Genomic DNA, 15819 nt, shown 5'->3' on the forward strand with positions numbered 1-15819 from the left:
AAAGTTTGTAACTTGATCTGATTCACGTTTTCGGTGCAGGTCTCGGTTTTGCCGGGCCGAAAACGCAAAACCCCCGGCAGGCCGGGGGTTTTGTTGACTCGCTGGTGCGATTACTCGTCGAGGAACGAGCGCAAGTGCTCGCTTCTTGTCGGGTGACGCAGCTTGCGCAGTGCCTTGGCTTCGATCTGACGAATCCGCTCGCGGGTTACGTCAAACTGTTTACCGACTTCTTCAAGCGTGTGGTCGGTATTCATGTCGATGCCGAAACGCATGCGCAGAACCTTGGCTTCACGGGCGGTAAGGCCCGACAGCACTTCGCGTGTCGCTTCTTTCAGGCTTTCAACAGTGGCGACATCGATTGGCGACTGCATGGTCGAGTCTTCGATGAAGTCACCCAGGTGCGAATCTTCGTCGTCACCGATCGGGGTTTCCATGGAGATCGGCTCTTTGGCGATCTTCAATACCTTGCGGATTTTATCCTCAGGCATTTCCATGCGTTCGCCCAGCTCTTCCGGGGTCGGTTCGCGACCCATTTCCTGCAGCATCTGCCGGGAAATACGGTTGAGCTTGTTGATCGTCTCGATCATGTGCACCGGAATACGAATGGTGCGGGCCTGGTCGGCAATCGAGCGAGTGATCGCCTGACGGATCCACCAGGTCGCATACGTCGAGAACTTGTAGCCACGACGGTATTCGAACTTGTCCACAGCCTTCATCAAGCCGATGTTGCCTTCCTGGATCAGATCGAGGAATTGCAAGCCACGGTTGGTGTACTTCTTGGCGATGGAGATCACCAGACGCAAGTTGGCTTCAACCATCTCTTTCTTCGCGCGGCGGGCCTTGGCCTCACCGATCGACATGCGACGGTTGATGTCTTTGATCTCGGCGATTTTCAGGCCGGTTTCTTCTTCCAGCGCAGACAGCTTCTGCTGGCAACGCTGGATGTCAGGCTGCAGGCGACCAATGGCTTCAGCGTATTTGCCTTTACCTTTGGCGAGCCCATCGGTCCAGCTTTCGTCAACTTCGTGGCCGGGGAACTGGCGCAGGAAGTCGGCGCGCGGCATACGTGCATCACGTACGCACAACTGCATGATGGCGCGTTCCTGAGCACGAAGACGCTCGAGGGCACCACGGACACGCTCTACCAGACCTTCAAACTGTTTTGGAACCAGTTTGATCGGCATGAACAATTCGGCAAGGGCAACCAGTTCGGCGATGGCGTGCTTGTCGTCGCGACCGAACTTCTTCAGCGCCTTGCGGGTGATTTCCATTTGATCGGAAACCGCGCCGAAACGCTGCTGGGCGATGACCGGATCCGGACCGCTTTCGACTTCGTCTTCTTCGTCGCTCGAGTCTGCCGACTCTTCCTCATCATCGTCAGCGCCTTCGGCCTTGACGGCTTTGGGGTCGACGGGCGGAGGGACTTCGGCAGGCGGCGCGATGCCGTCGTCCGGGTCGATATAACCGCTGAGAACGTCGGAGAGACGACCGCCTTCGCTGGTGACACGTGTGTATTCGGAGAGAATATGGTCAACCGTGCCTGGGAAGTGCGCAATTGCGCCCATCACTTCACGGATGCCTTCTTCGATACGTTTGGCGATTTCGATTTCGCCTTCACGGGTCAGAAGTTCAACGGTGCCCATTTCACGCATGTACATACGAACGGGATCGGTGGTACGCCCGATATCGGTCTCGACCGCTGCCAACGCTGCAGCCGCTTCTTCTGCGGCTGCCTCGTCGGTATCGGCGTCGGCCAGCATCAAGGCGTCCGCATCCGGAGCACTCTCGTGTACCGGGATCCCCATGTCGTTGATCATGCGGATGATGTCTTCCACCTGCTCGGGATCTGAAATATCCTCGGGCAGGTGGTCGTTGACCTCTGCGTAAGTCAGATACTTCTGCTCACGACCCAGGGTGATCAACTCTTTGATACGAGACTGCTGTTGCGCTTTTCCGGACATAACACCCTATCCACTGAAGGTCTTGGCGGGCAAAAAACAAGCCGAGGATTATACCCGAGCTATGACCTCACGCGCCAGTTGAGGTCGGGTTTTGTGCGGGAACATTGCGATTTAGCAGTTCCCTTAGCTGAATTTTCTCTTCTGCGCTCAGCTCGGTCTGCCGAGCCTTGCTGATCAGATGGTCCAGGCTGCGCTCGCGTTGGCGGGCGGATAAGCTAGTTATAGTGTCGAAAAACTGTTGTTCAAGGTTGTCGGTCTCAATCAGCCATTCCTTTTCTGCCAGTGCACGCAGCAAGCGGCCCTGTTCAGTTCCGTGCCATCGCGCTATCAACTGTAACGACCGCAGGCTGGGATTCTTTTGCCGGGCTTCGATAAGGGCGACCAGCAGTTGTGCGTTTGATTGGTCTTCTGCAGCGAAATGGCTGGCATTTTCGACCTTTTCGGCCAGTTCCGGGTGGTGCAGCAAGGTTCTCAATGCGGCCTGCATTGGCGGCTCGACGGCGGTCGGTACACGCGGCGTGCGGGGTTCGAACTCCTGACGCTTGCCTTTCTTGCCCCAGGACTTGTTGTTGTCCCATTTTTTCTGATTCGGACCGCCGGCTTTCTTTGGCGTCCATTCCTGCTGCGCCTCGTACCCGCCTTGTGGCTGGTAATCGGCGAAGTCGGGCATGGCGTCGTAATCGACATACGGGTCGTAGCTCGGCGGCGCGTCTGCGGGTGCGCTCTGCACCAGTTGGCTGACGGCCTCGCCGGTGAGCCCGGTAATTTCACTGAGGCGCTGACGCATCAGAATCCGCAGGTTCGCGCCGGGCACTTTGTCGATCAGTGGCGCGGCGAGGGTGGCCATGTGCGCTTTGCCTTCCAGCGAGCGCGGGTCGGATTCTTTGGTCAGTTGCTCGAAAAAATAATCGGCCAGCGGCTGGGCGTGCTGATTGATGCGCGCCTTGAAGGCGTCGGTGCCTTCCGAGCGCACCAGCGTGTCCGGGTCTTCGCCTTCGGGCAGAAACAGGAAGCGGGCCCGCCTTCCGTCCTGCAGGTTTGGCAGCGCGGCCTCCAGCGCTCGCCATGCGGCGTTGCGTCCGGCCTGATCGCCGTCGAAGCAGAACAACACGTTCGGCACGACCCTGAACAAACGTTTCAAGTGTTCTTCGCTGGTGGCCGTGCCCAGCGTGGCCACGGCATTGCGCAAGCCTTGCTGGGCCAGAGCGATGACGTCCATGTAACCTTCAACGACGATGATTTCATCGAGGTTGCGATTGAATTTGCGTGCTTCAAACAGCCCGTACAGCTCCTGACCCTTGTGGAATACCGGCGTTTCCGGCGAGTTCAGGTACTTGGGCTTGTCGTCGCCCAATACGCGACCGCCGAAGGCGATGATGCGCCCGCGCGAGTCACGGATCGGAAACATCACCCGGTCACGGAAGCGGTCGTAGCGCTTGCCGGTTTCAGCGTTTTCGATCAGCAGGCCGGCATCGATCATGACCTTTTGCTGTAACGAGTCGCTGCTCAGGTGCTTGTACAGGTTGTCCCAGCCGGGTGGTGCAAAGCCCAGGCCGAAGTCCCGGGCGATTTCACCTGACAGGCCACGGCCCTTGAGGTAATCCACTGCGGCTTTGCGCGACGGATGGCTTTTCAGTGCCTGGCGGTAAAACTCGGAGGCAGCGTTAAGAAGCGGGTAAAGCGGTGAGTCGGTCGGCTGACGGGGTTTCTGACCCTTGACGCCTTGCTCGCGTGGCACTTCCATGCCGGCGGCTTTGGCAAGGTCCTCGACGGCCTGGGGGAAATCCAGGTTGTCGTGGTCCATGATGAAACCCAGTGCGTTGCCACCTGCGCCGCAGCCAAAGCAGTAATAGAACTGTTTGTCCGGGCTGACGCTGAAAGAGGGTGTCTTTTCTTTGTGGAACGGGCAGCACGCGCTGTAGTTCTTGCCGGCTTTTTTGAGCTGCACGCGCGAGCTGACGACATCGACAATGTCGGTGCGGTTCAGAAGGTCGTCGATAAAGCTCTGGGGGATCAGCCCGGCCATGGCGTTCTCATCATCAAGCGTGTCGCGAAAATATCGAGTGACTCTACGAGCGTTCCGTCAGCCTGTCAGCCGTCTTTTGGTATGACGACAGCAATAAGCGGGCACGTCTTTGCATCCGAAGGTCGGTGCTGAAAGCTGAAAAAAGCGGGTGCATGACTTTTGCGAATCGATCATCAGGCTGTGGGCGTTGACGACATTCATTCGGATAGGGCGAGAGACGCTGCCTTGGCTGAGCTTCTTGCGAAGTCATCAAGGCATACTCGTCTTGTCATCAGCCAATTGCTGCCCGAGTGGGCATGGCTGACGCTACCTGTAAACAGGCTGGACGTGCTTGACTGGTTGTCTGAGTCGCATCTGCGGCCTGGACAGGTCAATCAATCTAGCTAACGCAAAACAGCAAAGCTGTAACTGCCGACAGCCCGGCTGTGTGGCCGGGCAAGGCAGAAGCTTGCGACGAAGGTCTGTAAATTAATACAGACGAACGGCGCGGCGCTGTTCGCGCTGGACTTTCTTGGCGTGGCGTTTGACAGCAGCTGCTGCCTTGCGCTTACGCTCCGAAGTCGGCTTCTCGTAAAATTCGCGGCTACGAACTTCAGCCAGAACACCGGCTTTTTCGCAGGAGCGCTTGAAACGACGCAGAGCTACGTCGAAGGGTTCGTTCTCTTTAACTTTGACGGCTGGCATCCAGAGCTACCTTCATTCATTACCGGGGTCAACGCTCTGTACAAACACTGCACAAAGTACGTCGGTTTTTAAGGGTTGCGGATGTTAACCCCTCATTGAGAGGAATGCAAAGCCTCTGATCGAAAACCGCTGGTCGGCACCTCGGTCGACGACTATTATGCGCGCCTTCAAATCTGCCCCCTACAAGGCGCAACCCCATGCTAGTACTGGGATTAGAAACCTCCTGCGACGAAACCGGCGTCGCGTTGTACGACAGCGAACGCGGTTTGCTGGCGGACGCTTTATTCAGTCAGATCGACCTGCACCGCGCTTATGGCGGTGTGGTGCCGGAGCTGGCTTCGCGTGATCACGTCAAGCGCATGCTGCCCCTGATCCGCCAGACACTGGCCGAGGCCGACTGCGTTGCGACCGACATCGACGCCATCGCCTACACCGCAGGGCCGGGCCTTGTGGGCGCGTTGCTGGTCGGCGCGTCGTGCGCGCAGGCACTGGCGTTTGCCTGGGATATTCCGGCGCTGGGTGTTCACCACATGGAAGGCCATCTGCTGGCCCCGATGCTGGAAGAAAACCCGCCACAGTTTCCGTTCGTCGCTTTGTTGGTGTCCGGTGGGCACACGCAGCTGGTTCGCGTCGATGGCATCGGTCAGTACGAGCTGCTGGGCGAGACGCTGGATGATGCCGCAGGCGAGGCGTTCGACAAGACCGCCAAGATGATGGGCATGCAGTATCCGGGCGGCCCGGAGATCTCGAAAGCGGCCTTGCAGGGCGTGCCGGGACGTTTTGTCTTCCCTCGGCCGATGACCGATCGCCCCGGGTTGGCGTTCAGTTTCAGCGGCTTGAAAACCTCGGCGCTCAACACGTGGCAGCAGTGCCAGAGTGCCGGGGACGACAGTGAGCAAACCCGCTGCGACATCGCTCTGGCCTTCCAGCAGGCGGTAGTGGAGACTTTGACCATCAAGTGCAAGCGCGCGCTCAAGCAGACCGGGCTCAAGAGTCTGGTCATCGCAGGCGGCGTCAGCGCCAACAAGGCGTTGCGGGTGTCGCTGGAAAGCATGCTCGGTGAGTTGCGCGGGCACGTTTACTACGCGCGGCCGGAATTCTGTACTGACAACGGCGCGATGATCGCCTTTGCCGGCTGCCAGCGTCTGCAGGCCGGGCAGAAAGAAGATTTGAGCATCAGCGTGCAGGCGCGCTGGCCCATGGAGCAGTTGTCGGGGCTCTAGTGGTCGGGGTGGTGTGGGCTGTGCTGCGGTTGAGCGGATTTCAGGTTGTGTATCAGAAATGTCGTTCGCGCCCGGCCAGCAGGTCGCGTAGATTGCCGCGATGGCGCCAGACGATGAGCAGGGTTAGCACGCTCATCGGCAACAAGGCGTGCGGTTCCTGCCAGGCCAGTAATGGCAGCGTCAGCGGGGTGGCGATCAGGGCGGCGAGCGAGCTGGTACGGGTCAGGTAGAGGGTCAGCAGCCAGGCCGCTATCGCCAGGGCCGCTGCGGGCGGGTAAAGCCCGAGCAGCACGCCGGCGGCGGTCGCGACACCTTTGCCGCCACGGAAGCGAAAGTACAGCGGAAACAGATGGCCCAGCACTGCGCAGACGCCGATCCAGCCTTGCTGTGATGGATCAAGGCCCCAGGCGCCGGCGAGCACTACCGGAATCAGGCCTTTGCAGAGGTCGCCGAGCAGGGTCAGGACGGCCAGTTTCTTTCCGGCCAGACGCAACATGTTGGTCGCACCGGCATTGCCCGAACCACTGGCGCGCGGGTCCGGGCTGCCGCTCAGGCGACTGAGCAGGATGGCGAAGGACAGCGAGCCGAGCAGGTAGGCGAAAGTCGCCAGTAACCAAAACATGCTAACCATTCCGGGCGAGGATGCCCTGATTCTAACGGCGCATCGCGCCCTTGTCGTGCAGTGGAGAGTAGCGCTTGGACAGAGTTTTCATCGAGGGCCTTGAGGTCGATACGGTTATCGGCGCCTATGACTGGGAGCGTGGCATTCGCCAGTGCCTGCGTCTGGACCTCAGTTTTGCTTGGGACAATCGACCTGCCGCGGCGGGTGATGACCTGAGCAAGGCGCTTGACTATGCCAGCGTTTCCACACGTATTCAGGCGTTTGCCGAGCAGGCGCAGTTTCAGTTGGTGGAGACGTTTGCCGAACGCCTCGCCGAAGTGCTGATGAGCGAATTCAATATTCCCTGGCTGCATCTGAAGCTGACCAAGCCGGGTGCTGTGGCCGCCGCCGCCGGTGTCGGCGTGGAGATCGAGCGCGGATGTCGCTGACGCGGATTTTCCTCGGCCTGGGGAGCAACATCGAGCGCGAACGGCACCTGCATGCGGGGCTTGATGCGCTGGATGGCTTTCTCTCCGACATAAGCTGTTCGCCGGTTTTCGAGAGCCATGCCGTAGGTATCAAGAGCGGGCCGTTCTTTAACCTGGTGGTCTCGGCGCTGACCGACCTGCCGCTGACAGAGCTGGATCGCCGCCTGAAATTCATCGAGGCGGACAATGGCCGCTACGCGCCTGATCGAGTCGGCCTGCCGCTGGACATTGATGTGCTGCTGTATGGCGAACAGGTCGGCAACTTTGATGGGCTGATTTTGCCTAGGGCGGAAATTCTCAAAAATGCCTTCGTTTTGCGGCCATTGGCGCTGATCGCCCCTGAACGTCTGCATCCGGGGGTGGGCATATCGTTCAGTAAATTGTGGGCGGATGCGCAGATTGATCAGCAGCTTTGGCCTGTGGCTTTTGAATGGCGGGGGGTGGGGCTGACACCTGAGGATTTGCTGCGCAGCTGAGATCATCCTCGCCTTTCAGCTTGAGCGCAGAGCTTCCAGGGCTGCGCTACCACGCTGTAGCGCTCGTTATGCGTAAGTCATAGAGCGCCTGGAATAGTGAGATTCCCGGCATCTGCCCGGAGGGCGTGGGAACCGGGCGACGCTTCGCTTGTTCGCGAAGACAGTGTTTCAGTCGGTGCATTTTCGGCGGTTATATCGACCCTTTCGCGAACAAGTTCGCTCCCACGGCCTGCGGCCAGAATCAAAAGCATAATTGGTGCGCGAGCCTGTCAGGCGACGTGCCCCGCCTTGTAGGTTTTCAGTGCCTTCAAGCGCTCGTTCTTCAGCGCGTCACCCAGTTCCTTGCCCTTCAGGCCCTTTTCCAGCAGCGGTTGCACTGACACGGTTCGGGCGGCGTGTGCCGCGCCGCGCAGGTAGTCGGCCTGTGGATAACTGCGTTGCTCGAAGCCATGGCGGCCGCGTGCGTCCATCTCGCAGGCTGCAATAAACTCCTCGAAGCGTTGCGGTCGGCGGTAGACGTCGAAACTGTGCAGCAGCTCCAGCAAGGTCGATGGTTTCAGTTCCAGTGCCCGGTGGCCATGCGTGTGGTATTGGCCCACCAGTAGTGCCAGTTCCTGGCAGTCTCTTGGCACCCGAAAACGCTCGTTGACCGCTTTTATCAGGCGCAGGCCGGTGTGTTCGTGGGCGATGTGCCTGGGCCATTCGGATTCTGGCGTCAGCCCCTTGCCCAGATCATGCAGCAGGCAGGCCCAGCGCACGGTCAGCGGGTGTTTGTGGATGGCAGACTGCTCAAGCACGCTGAGCACATGCACGCCGGTGTCGATTTCCGGGTGGTGTGCAGCCGGCTGCGGCACGCCAAACAGCGCTTCGACCTCGGGCATCAGCTCACTCAGCGCGCCACAGTCATGCAGCACCTGAATGAATATCTGAGGCTGGTCTTCCATCAGAGCACGAGAGATTTCCTTCCAGCTTCGCTCGGCCGTCAGCGCCTTGAGTTCGCCGGATTCGCTGAGCTGGCGCATCAGCTCGAGGGTTTCGGGCGCGACGGTGAAGCCATGGCCGGCATAGCGCGCGGCGAACCGGGCCACACGCAAGACCCTGAGCGGATCTTCGGCGAACGCGGGAGAAACGTGACGCAATACTCGCGCTTCAAGATCCTGCTGGCCATTGTAAGGGTCGGTCAGATTGCCGTCCTTGTCTTCGGCCATGGCATTGATCGTCAGGTCGCGGCGAATCAGGTCCTGCTCCAGTGTGACGTCAGGGCTTGCATGAAACACAAAGCCGCCGTAGCCCACGCCACTCTTGCGTTCTGTGCGCGCCAGCGCGTATTCCTCGTTGGTCAGCGGGTGCAGGAACACCGGGAAGTCTGTGCCGACCGGGCGATAGCCCTTGACCAGCATGTCCTCGGTACTTGCACCGACCACCACCCAATCGATATCAGTGACAGGTTGACCCAGCAGGCGGTCGCGTACAGCGCCACCAACTTTATAAATCTGCATAAAAAACCTCCGTAAGCGCGACAGGATAAACCTTGCGTTGCGCTTACGGAGGCTAAAACTGCATGAACATACTTTCAGGTCTGCCTGCCTCTAGCGCTTAGAGGTGGACGACCGCCATATCAAGCCGGGGATATTCCCCATCGGCATGCTCGCCTTTAGGGGGGACGTGATGGGTCTTGATCAACTGGTCGCCCTGCAGGGTTTCCAGATGAATATCAAAACCCCACAGCCGATGCAGGTGCTTGAGCACCTCGTCTGTCGAATCGCCCAGCGGTTTGCGGTTGTGCTGTTGATGGCGCAGGGTCAGCGAGCGATCTCCGCGGCGGTCAATGCTGTAGATCTGTACGTTGGGTTCCCGATTGCCGAGGTTGTACTGCGCAGCCAGAATTTCCCGAATGGTCCGGTAGCCGTTCTCATCATGGATGGCGGGCACCAGCAGGTCTTCTTTCTGATCGTCGTCCATGATGCTGAACAGTTTGAGATCACGAATGACCTTGGGCGACAGGTACTGGAGGATGAAGCTCTCGTCCTTGAAGCTGCTCATCGCAAACTTGACCGCAGTCAGCCAGTCGGTCCCGGCGATTTCCGGAAACCACTGCCGGTCCTCATCAGTGGGGTGTTCGCACATCCGCCGGATGTCCTGATACATCGCAAAGCCAAGCGTGTAGGGGTTGATGCCGCTGTAATACGGGCTGTCGAAGCCAGGCTGATAGATAACGCTGGTGTGCGACTGCAGAAACTCCATCATGAAGCCGTCGGTGACCAGGCCTTCATCGTACAGGTCGTTCATCAGCGTGTAGTGCCAGAACGTCGCCCAGCCTTCGTTCATCACCTGAGTCTGGCGCTGTGGGTAAAAGTACTGGGCGATCTTGCGTACGATTCGCACCACTTCGCGCTGCCAGGGTTCCAGAAGTGGCGCGTGTTTTTCGATGAAATAGAGGATGTTTTCCTGCGGTTCGGCGGGGAAGCGCGCGTTGTCTTCCTTGCTGCTTTTATCGGCGTTCTTCGGAATCGTGCGCCAAAGATCGTTGATCTGCCGCTGCAGGTGTTCTTCACGATCTTTCTGCCTGCGCCGCTCTTCTTCGGCAGAGATCGGATACGGACGCTTGTAGCGGTCCACGCCGTAGTTCATCAGCGCATGGCAGGAGTCGAGCAAGTCTTCCACGGCATCAATGCCGTGGCGTTCCTCGCACTGCATGATGTACTGCTTGGCGAACACCAGGTAATCGATGATCGAGCTGGCGTCGGTCCAGGTGCGGAACAGGTAGTTGCCCTTGAAGAAGCTGTTGTGCCCATAGCACGCATGGGCGACAACCAGGGCCTGCATGCAGATGGTGTTTTCTTCCATCAGGTAGGCGATGCAAGGGTCCGAGTTGATGACGATCTCGTAGGCCAGACCCATCTGGCCCCGGGAGTAGGATTTTTCGGTGCTGAGGAAGTGCTTGCCGTAGGACCAGTGGTGGTAGCCCAGCGGCATGCCCACCGAGGCATAGGCATCCATCATCTGCTCGGCGGTGATCACTTCGATCTGGTTGGGATACGTATCCAGAGCGTACCGTTCGGCAATTCTGCCGATTTCACGGTCGTAGGCCCGGATCAGTTCAAATGTCCACTCTGAACCCGTGGAGAGGGGTTGGCGCTTCTGCTCTCTGGCGGTCATGACACTAACCTTCGCTGGAAGAGTTCGCGGAATACCGGATAGATATCACCGGCCGAGACCAGCTGCTGCTGGGCGAACGTGTCGGCGAAGTCATCACCGATGCGCTCGTATTCGTACCACAGGGCCTGATGTTCACGCGGCGTGATTTCCACGTACGTGTAGTACTGCACGAAAGGCATGATTTGTTTGGTGAGGATTTCCCGGCAGATAGGCGAGTCGTCATTCCAGTTGTCGCCGTCCGAGGCCTGGGCCGCGTAGATGTTCCAGTCGCTGCTGGGGTAACGCGCAGCCATGATTTCCTGCATCAGTTTCAACGCGCTGGAAACGATGGTGCCGCCGGTTTCCCGTGAATAAAAGAACTCTTCTTCGTCCACTTCGCGGGCACTGGTGTGGTGGCGAATGAACACAACGTCGATCTTGTCGTAGTTACGTTTCAGGAACAGGTACAACAGGATGAAGAAGCGCTTGGCAATGTCCTTGGTTGCTTGGGTCATGGAGCCGGAAACGTCCATCAGACAGAACATCACGGCCTTGGAGCTGGGGTTGGGTTGTTTGACCAGCAGGTTGTACTTGAGGTCGAACGTATCGAGGTAGGGCACCCGACGAATACGTGCTTTGAGTCGGTCGATCTCGACTTCCAGCGCCTGAATGTCACCAAAGTTGTCCGGCTCTTCGCGCTTTATGCGCTCAAGCTCGCTGGTCGCTTCCCTGAGTTTCGCGCGGCTGCTGCCCGACAGGGCAATGCGCCGCGCATGGGCGGAGCGCAAGGTACGGATAATATTGATGCGCGATGGATTGCCTTCGTTACTGATGCCGGCGCGCACGGTTTTGAAGGTGTCCGTACCGGTCAGATTGCGTTTGACCAGATTCGGCAGCTCGAGGTCTTCGAACATGAACTCAAGAAACTCTTCCTGAGTGATCTGAAACGAGAACTCGTCCATGCCCTCGCCGGAATTGCCCGCCTTGCCAGGCCCTTTACCGCCCGCACCGCCTTGAGGACGGGCGATGTGCTCGCCTGTGGTGAATTCCTTGTTGCCAGGATGAACAACGGTCTGCTTGCCGCCGCGACCGTGGTGCAGGACCGGTTCGTCGATGTCGCGTCCGGGAATACTGATCTGTTCGCCGTGCTCCATATCGGTAATGGAGCGTCGGCTGACGGCTTCCTCCACTGCCTTCTTGATGTGGTCACGGTAACGCCGCAGAAACCGCTGCCGGTTTACCGTGCTCTTGTTCTTGCCGTTGAGACGTCGGTCGATCACATAGCTCATAGGCTCCTCCGGGGAGCTTCAAGTTGTAAGCCTCAAGCTGCAAGCGAGGAAACGATCAATCCCGAGCCCGGACCTTGATTGCTTTTCGCCTGCAGCTGATAGCTTGAAGCTTGCAGCTGCTTTACTGCGATTTCCGCACGCGCAGATACCATTCGGAAAGCAGACGTACCTGCTTGTCCGTGTAGCCCCTCTCGACCATTCGTGTGACGAAGTCGTTGTGTTTCTGTTGATCCTCCTTGCTGGCCTTGGCGTTGAAGCTGATGACCGGCAGCAGGTCCTCGGTGTTGGAGAACATTTTCTTCTCGATCACCACCCGCAGCTTCTCGTAGCTGAGCCAGGTCGGGTTCTTGCCATTGTTGTTGGCGCGGGCGCGCAGCACGAAGTTGACGATTTCGTTGCGGAAATCTTTCGGGTTGCTGATGCCGGCCGGTTTTTCGATCTTCTCCAGTTCCTCGTTCAAGGCGACGCGATTGAGAATCTCGCCGGTTTCAGGGTCGCGGTATTCCTGGTCCTGAATCCAGAAGTCTGCATACAGCACGTAACGGTCGAAGATGTTCTGGCCGTATTCGCTGTAGGACTCCAGGTACGCGGTCTGGATTTCCTTGCCAATGAACTCGATGTAGCGAGGTGCCAGGTATTCCTTGATGAAGCGCAGATAGCGTTCGCGCGTTTCGGCAGGGAATTGCTCCTGTTCGATCTGCTGTTCCAGCACATAGAGCAAGTGCACCGGGTTGGCAGCGATTTCGTGCGGGTCGAAGTTGAAAACCTTGGACAGAATCTTGAACGCAAAGCGGGTGGACAGACCGTTCATGCCTTCGTCGACGCCTGCGCTGTCGCGGTATTCCTGAATCGACTTGGCCTTTGGATCGGTATCCTTCAGGTTCTCGCCGTCGTACACGCGCATCTTGGAATAGATGTTGGAGTTGTCCGGCTCTTTGAGGCGCGACAGCGTGGTGAACTGCGCGAGCATTTTCAGGGTGTCGGGGGCGCAATGCGCCTTGGCCAGCGAGCTGTTGAACAACAGCTTGTCGTAAATTTTGATCTCGTCACTGACGCGCAGGCAGTAAGGCACCTTGACGATGTAGATACGGTCGATGAAGGCTTCGTTGTTCTTGTTGTTGCGGAAGCTGTGCCATTCCGATTCGTTGGAGTGGGCGAGCAGAATACCGGTGAACGGAATCGCGCCCAGCCCCTCGGTACTGTTGTAGTTACCTTCCTGCGTGGCGGTCAGTAGCGGGTGAAGAACCTTGATCGGCGCCTTGAACATCTCGACAAATTCCATCAGGCCCTGGTTGGCCCGGCACAGTGCGCCAGAGTAGCTGTAGGCATCGGCGTCGTTCTGTGGGAATTCTTCCAGCTTGCGGATATCGACCTTGCCGACCAGCGCGGAAATATCCTGGTTGTTCTCATCACCTGGCTCGGTCTTGGCCACGGCAATCTGGTTGAGCACTGAGGGGTAAAGCTTAACGACCTTGAACTGGCTGATGTCGCCCCCGAACTCAGCCAGACGCTTGGTTGCCCAGGGCGACATGATGGTGCTCAGGTAGCGCCGCGGGATCCCGAAGTCTTCTTCCAGAATCGCACCGTCTTCACTGGCGTTGAACAGGCCCAGGGGCGACTCGAAAACGGGTGAGCCCTTGATGGCGTAGAACGGTACTTTTTCGATCAGTTGTTTGAGTTTTTCCGCCAGAGACGATTTACCGCCACCTACCGGGCCGAGCAGATAAAGGATTTGTTTTTTCTCTTCCAGGCCTTGGGCGGCATGGCGGAAATACGAAACGATCTGGTCGATGCATTCTTCCATCCCGTGGAAATCAGCAAAGGCTGGATAGCGGCGTATGACCTTGTTGGAGAAAATTCGCGACAACCGTGAATTGGCGGAAGTGTCCACCAGCTCGGGTTCACCAATGGCCAGCAGCAGACGTTCTGCGGCAGAGGCGTAGGCGCTGCGATCCTGTTTGCAGAGCTCAAGATACTCCTGTAGCGAAAGCTCTTCCTGGCGTGTGCTTTCAAAGCGGTCTTTGAAGTGGCTGAATATACTCATGACGTCACCTCGCTCGATACGTAGAGCCGGCGGCGGATCTCAGTCGATGCTGGCAACAACCGATTGCCCGGCTGCTGTTTACCCCCCAGAACACCTTAAAAGTAACTACCGATGACCCACGCGCCGGTGTACCGGCTCTCCCCTGAATACGGATGGCCTGGTCTTAGGATAGTTCGGATTCGGAAAGATAAAGAAGGGTTGCGCGAGAAGAGGGGCCGACCGTTCGTCAGATCGCGCGCGAGCCCGCGTAGAACGCGGGATCAGCGGTCATAAAAATATTTTCTATCAGCCTTGCACGGTTTCTTCCGGAAAAGTGCTGCGCCACCGTTCAAAACCACCGTCCACGCTGTAGACGTCCGAGAAACCCTGGCCCACCAGGTAAGCGGCAGCGCTCTGGCTGGAGTTGCCGTGGTAACAAACCACTACCAGCGGCTTGTCCAGGTCGGCGTTGGCGATGAAGTCGGCAATCGAGTGATTGTCCAGGTGCTGAGAGTCAGGAATGTGATTGCTCTGAAACGCCTGGGCATCACGAACATCGACCAGCACGGCACCCTGAGCGCGCAATGCCTGAGCCTGTTCAGGCGGAATACGTTTGAATTCGGTCATTGCTTGGGCTCCTGAGCCGGGGTTTGCTGAATATGGGCGTTACCGGGCTGCGCACTGGCGATGATCCCGGTGGCGGCATTGCCGACAGCATCGCAATTGCACTGATGACGTTCAAGCGTATCGACGTTTAACAGCGTCATGGCGCCGCCCCAGACGCACCCGCTGTCCAGCGCAAAGACCCCCGGCTCGTCGCAACGGCCTTCAAGTGCCGCCCAGTGGCCGAAGATGATTTTCACATCGCGCGCCTTGCGATTCTGGTGGCTGAACCAAGGGGCGTAACCGGGTATTGCGGTGCCGACGCCTTCCTTGCTCTTGAGGTCTAGTTTGCCATCGCTGGTGCAGAAGCGCATACGCGTGAAATAGTTGGTGATGACCCGCAGTCGTGTGACGCCTTGCAGGTCGTTGTTCCATTTGGCAGGCTCATTGCCATACATACCGTCGAGGAAGGCGCCATACAGTTGGTCGTCCTGAAGTGCGTGTTCGACTTCAGCAGCCTGTTTCAGGGCTTTCTTCACTGACCACTGTGGCGCGATGCCCGCATGAACCATGGCGATGTTGCGCTCGGCATCGTAATGCATGAGCTTTTGCTGGCGCACCCAGCGCAACAACTCGTCACGATCGGGCGCTTCAAGAATTTCGCGCAGCGTGTCGCCTTTCTTGAGGAGTTCGTTCTTGCGCGCGACGGCCAGCAGGTGCAGGTCATGGTTGCCGAGCACGCACACCAGAGACTCGCGGATGCTGTACAAGTAACGAAGTGTTTGCAGCGACTGCGGACCACGGTTGACCAGATCGCCTACCAGCCAGAGTCGATCCTGAACCGGGTCGAAGCGGACGTGTTCAAGCAGGCATTGCAGAGGTTCGAGGCAACCTTGCAGGTCGCCGACGGCGTACACCGCCATCAGTGCAGTGAGCCCGGAACGGCGAGACGGAAGGGTTCTATCACCGCATCGAAGCGTTTGCCGTCTTCAGCCAGCATCTGGTAGCTGCCCTGCATATTGCCCACCTGAGTGGTCATTACCGTACCGCTGCTGTAAGTATGGCTTTGCCCGACCTTGATCAACGGTTGTTGACCCACCACCCCTTCGCCACGCACTTCTTCGACATGACCGTCGCCATCGGTGATGATCCAGTGCCGTGACAGCAGCTTGGCAGGCAACTCGCCGTTATTGTGCACGGTGATGGTGTAGGCGAAAGCGAAGCGGTTCTGCTCGGGTTGCGATTGTTCTGCGAGGAAGCGCGTGACGACGCTGACGTCGACCTTGTAACGAGAATCGGACATGCAG

The 15819-nt window shown here is 58.3% G+C and carries 14 protein-coding genes; 3 read left to right on the forward strand and 11 right to left on the reverse strand.

What is annotated here, in order from left to right; translation table 11 throughout:
• Positions 1-110 precede the first annotated feature (110 nt).
• From rpoD to rpsU, 3 genes are all read right to left on the reverse strand, one after another.
• Complete coding sequence (gene rpoD, locus QRN38_RS25780; protein WP_005614111.1) at positions 111-1961, reverse strand: RNA polymerase sigma factor RpoD; 1851 nt, start codon at positions 1959-1961, stop codon at positions 111-113.
• 67 nt (positions 1962-2028) lie between these two features.
• The gene (dnaG, locus tag QRN38_RS25785) at positions 2029-3987 is read right to left on the reverse strand and encodes a DNA primase (protein ID WP_007244455.1); all 1959 of its coding nucleotides are present in this window, start codon (positions 3985-3987) and stop codon (positions 2029-2031) included.
• A 468-nt stretch (positions 3988-4455) separates the two neighbouring features.
• Positions 4456-4671, reverse strand: coding sequence for a 30S ribosomal protein S21 (gene rpsU, locus QRN38_RS25790; RefSeq protein WP_002551877.1), 216 nt, complete (start codon positions 4669-4671; stop codon positions 4456-4458).
• A 197-nt stretch (positions 4672-4868) separates the two neighbouring features.
• On the opposite strand from rpsU, the gene tsaD reads away from it, so the two are divergent.
• On the forward strand, positions 4869-5894 hold the full coding sequence (gene tsaD / locus QRN38_RS25795; RefSeq protein ID WP_005614128.1) for a tRNA (adenosine(37)-N6)-threonylcarbamoyltransferase complex transferase subunit TsaD: 1026 nt from the start codon (positions 4869-4871) through the stop codon (positions 5892-5894).
• 52 nt (positions 5895-5946) lie between these two features.
• Here tsaD and plsY read toward each other — a convergent pair whose 3' ends face one another.
• Positions 5947-6516, reverse strand: coding sequence for a glycerol-3-phosphate 1-O-acyltransferase PlsY (plsY, locus tag QRN38_RS25800; RefSeq protein WP_005614129.1), 570 nt, complete (start codon positions 6514-6516; stop codon positions 5947-5949).
• A gap of 74 nt (positions 6517-6590) precedes the next feature.
• Here plsY and folB point away from each other — a divergent pair, with 74 nt between their 5' ends.
• Positions 6591-6944: a dihydroneopterin aldolase gene (gene folB, locus QRN38_RS25805; RefSeq protein ID WP_003377271.1), complete on the forward strand. Its 354-nt coding sequence runs from the start codon at positions 6591-6593 to the stop codon at positions 6942-6944.
• Positions 6935-7459 (forward strand): 2-amino-4-hydroxy-6-hydroxymethyldihydropteridine diphosphokinase, encoded by a 525-nt coding sequence (gene folK, locus QRN38_RS25810; RefSeq protein WP_007244452.1) that lies wholly within the window; start codon positions 6935-6937, stop codon positions 7457-7459. The genes folB and folK overlap by 10 nt, the downstream gene beginning before the upstream one ends.
• Positions 7460-7728: 269 nt before the next feature.
• Here folK and QRN38_RS25815 read toward each other — a convergent pair whose 3' ends face one another.
• The 7 genes from QRN38_RS25815 to apaG all read right to left on the reverse strand — a co-directional run bounded on the left by QRN38_RS25815 (position 7729) and on the right by apaG (position 15815).
• Positions 7729-8958, reverse strand: a complete 1230-nt coding sequence (locus QRN38_RS25815; protein ID WP_024667182.1) for a multifunctional CCA addition/repair protein — start codon at positions 8956-8958, stop codon at positions 7729-7731.
• Between the two features lie 97 nt (positions 8959-9055).
• Positions 9056-10618, reverse strand: coding sequence for a SpoVR family protein (locus QRN38_RS25820; RefSeq protein WP_007244450.1), 1563 nt, complete (start codon positions 10616-10618; stop codon positions 9056-9058).
• On the reverse strand, positions 10615-11886 hold the full coding sequence (locus QRN38_RS25825) for a YeaH/YhbH family protein (RefSeq protein WP_007244449.1): 1272 nt from the start codon (positions 11884-11886) through the stop codon (positions 10615-10617). Before QRN38_RS25825 ends, QRN38_RS25820 begins: the two co-directional genes overlap by 4 nt.
• A 121-nt stretch (positions 11887-12007) precedes the next feature.
• Complete coding sequence (locus tag QRN38_RS25830) at positions 12008-13930, reverse strand: PrkA family serine protein kinase (RefSeq protein WP_005614133.1); 1923 nt, start codon at positions 13928-13930, stop codon at positions 12008-12010.
• Between the two features lie 285 nt (positions 13931-14215).
• Positions 14216-14536 carry a thiosulfate sulfurtransferase GlpE gene (gene glpE, locus QRN38_RS25835; protein WP_057418004.1) on the reverse strand — a complete coding sequence of 107 codons (321 nt, stop codon included), beginning with the start codon at positions 14534-14536 and terminating at the stop codon, positions 14216-14218.
• Positions 14533-15435 (reverse strand): symmetrical bis(5'-nucleosyl)-tetraphosphatase, encoded by a 903-nt coding sequence (locus QRN38_RS25840; protein WP_057418003.1) that lies wholly within the window; start codon positions 15433-15435, stop codon positions 14533-14535. Before QRN38_RS25840 ends, glpE begins: the two co-directional genes overlap by 4 nt.
• Positions 15435-15815, reverse strand: coding sequence for a Co2+/Mg2+ efflux facilitator ApaG/CorD (gene apaG, locus QRN38_RS25845; RefSeq protein ID WP_005768068.1), 381 nt, complete (start codon positions 15813-15815; stop codon positions 15435-15437). The genes QRN38_RS25840 and apaG overlap by 1 nt, the downstream gene beginning before the upstream one ends.
• Positions 15816-15819 lie beyond the last annotated feature (4 nt).

The organism is Pseudomonas sp. CFBP2511 (assembly GCF_030209255.1).
GTDB classification, from domain to species: domain Bacteria; phylum Pseudomonadota; class Gammaproteobacteria; order Pseudomonadales; family Pseudomonadaceae; genus Aquipseudomonas; species Aquipseudomonas avellanae.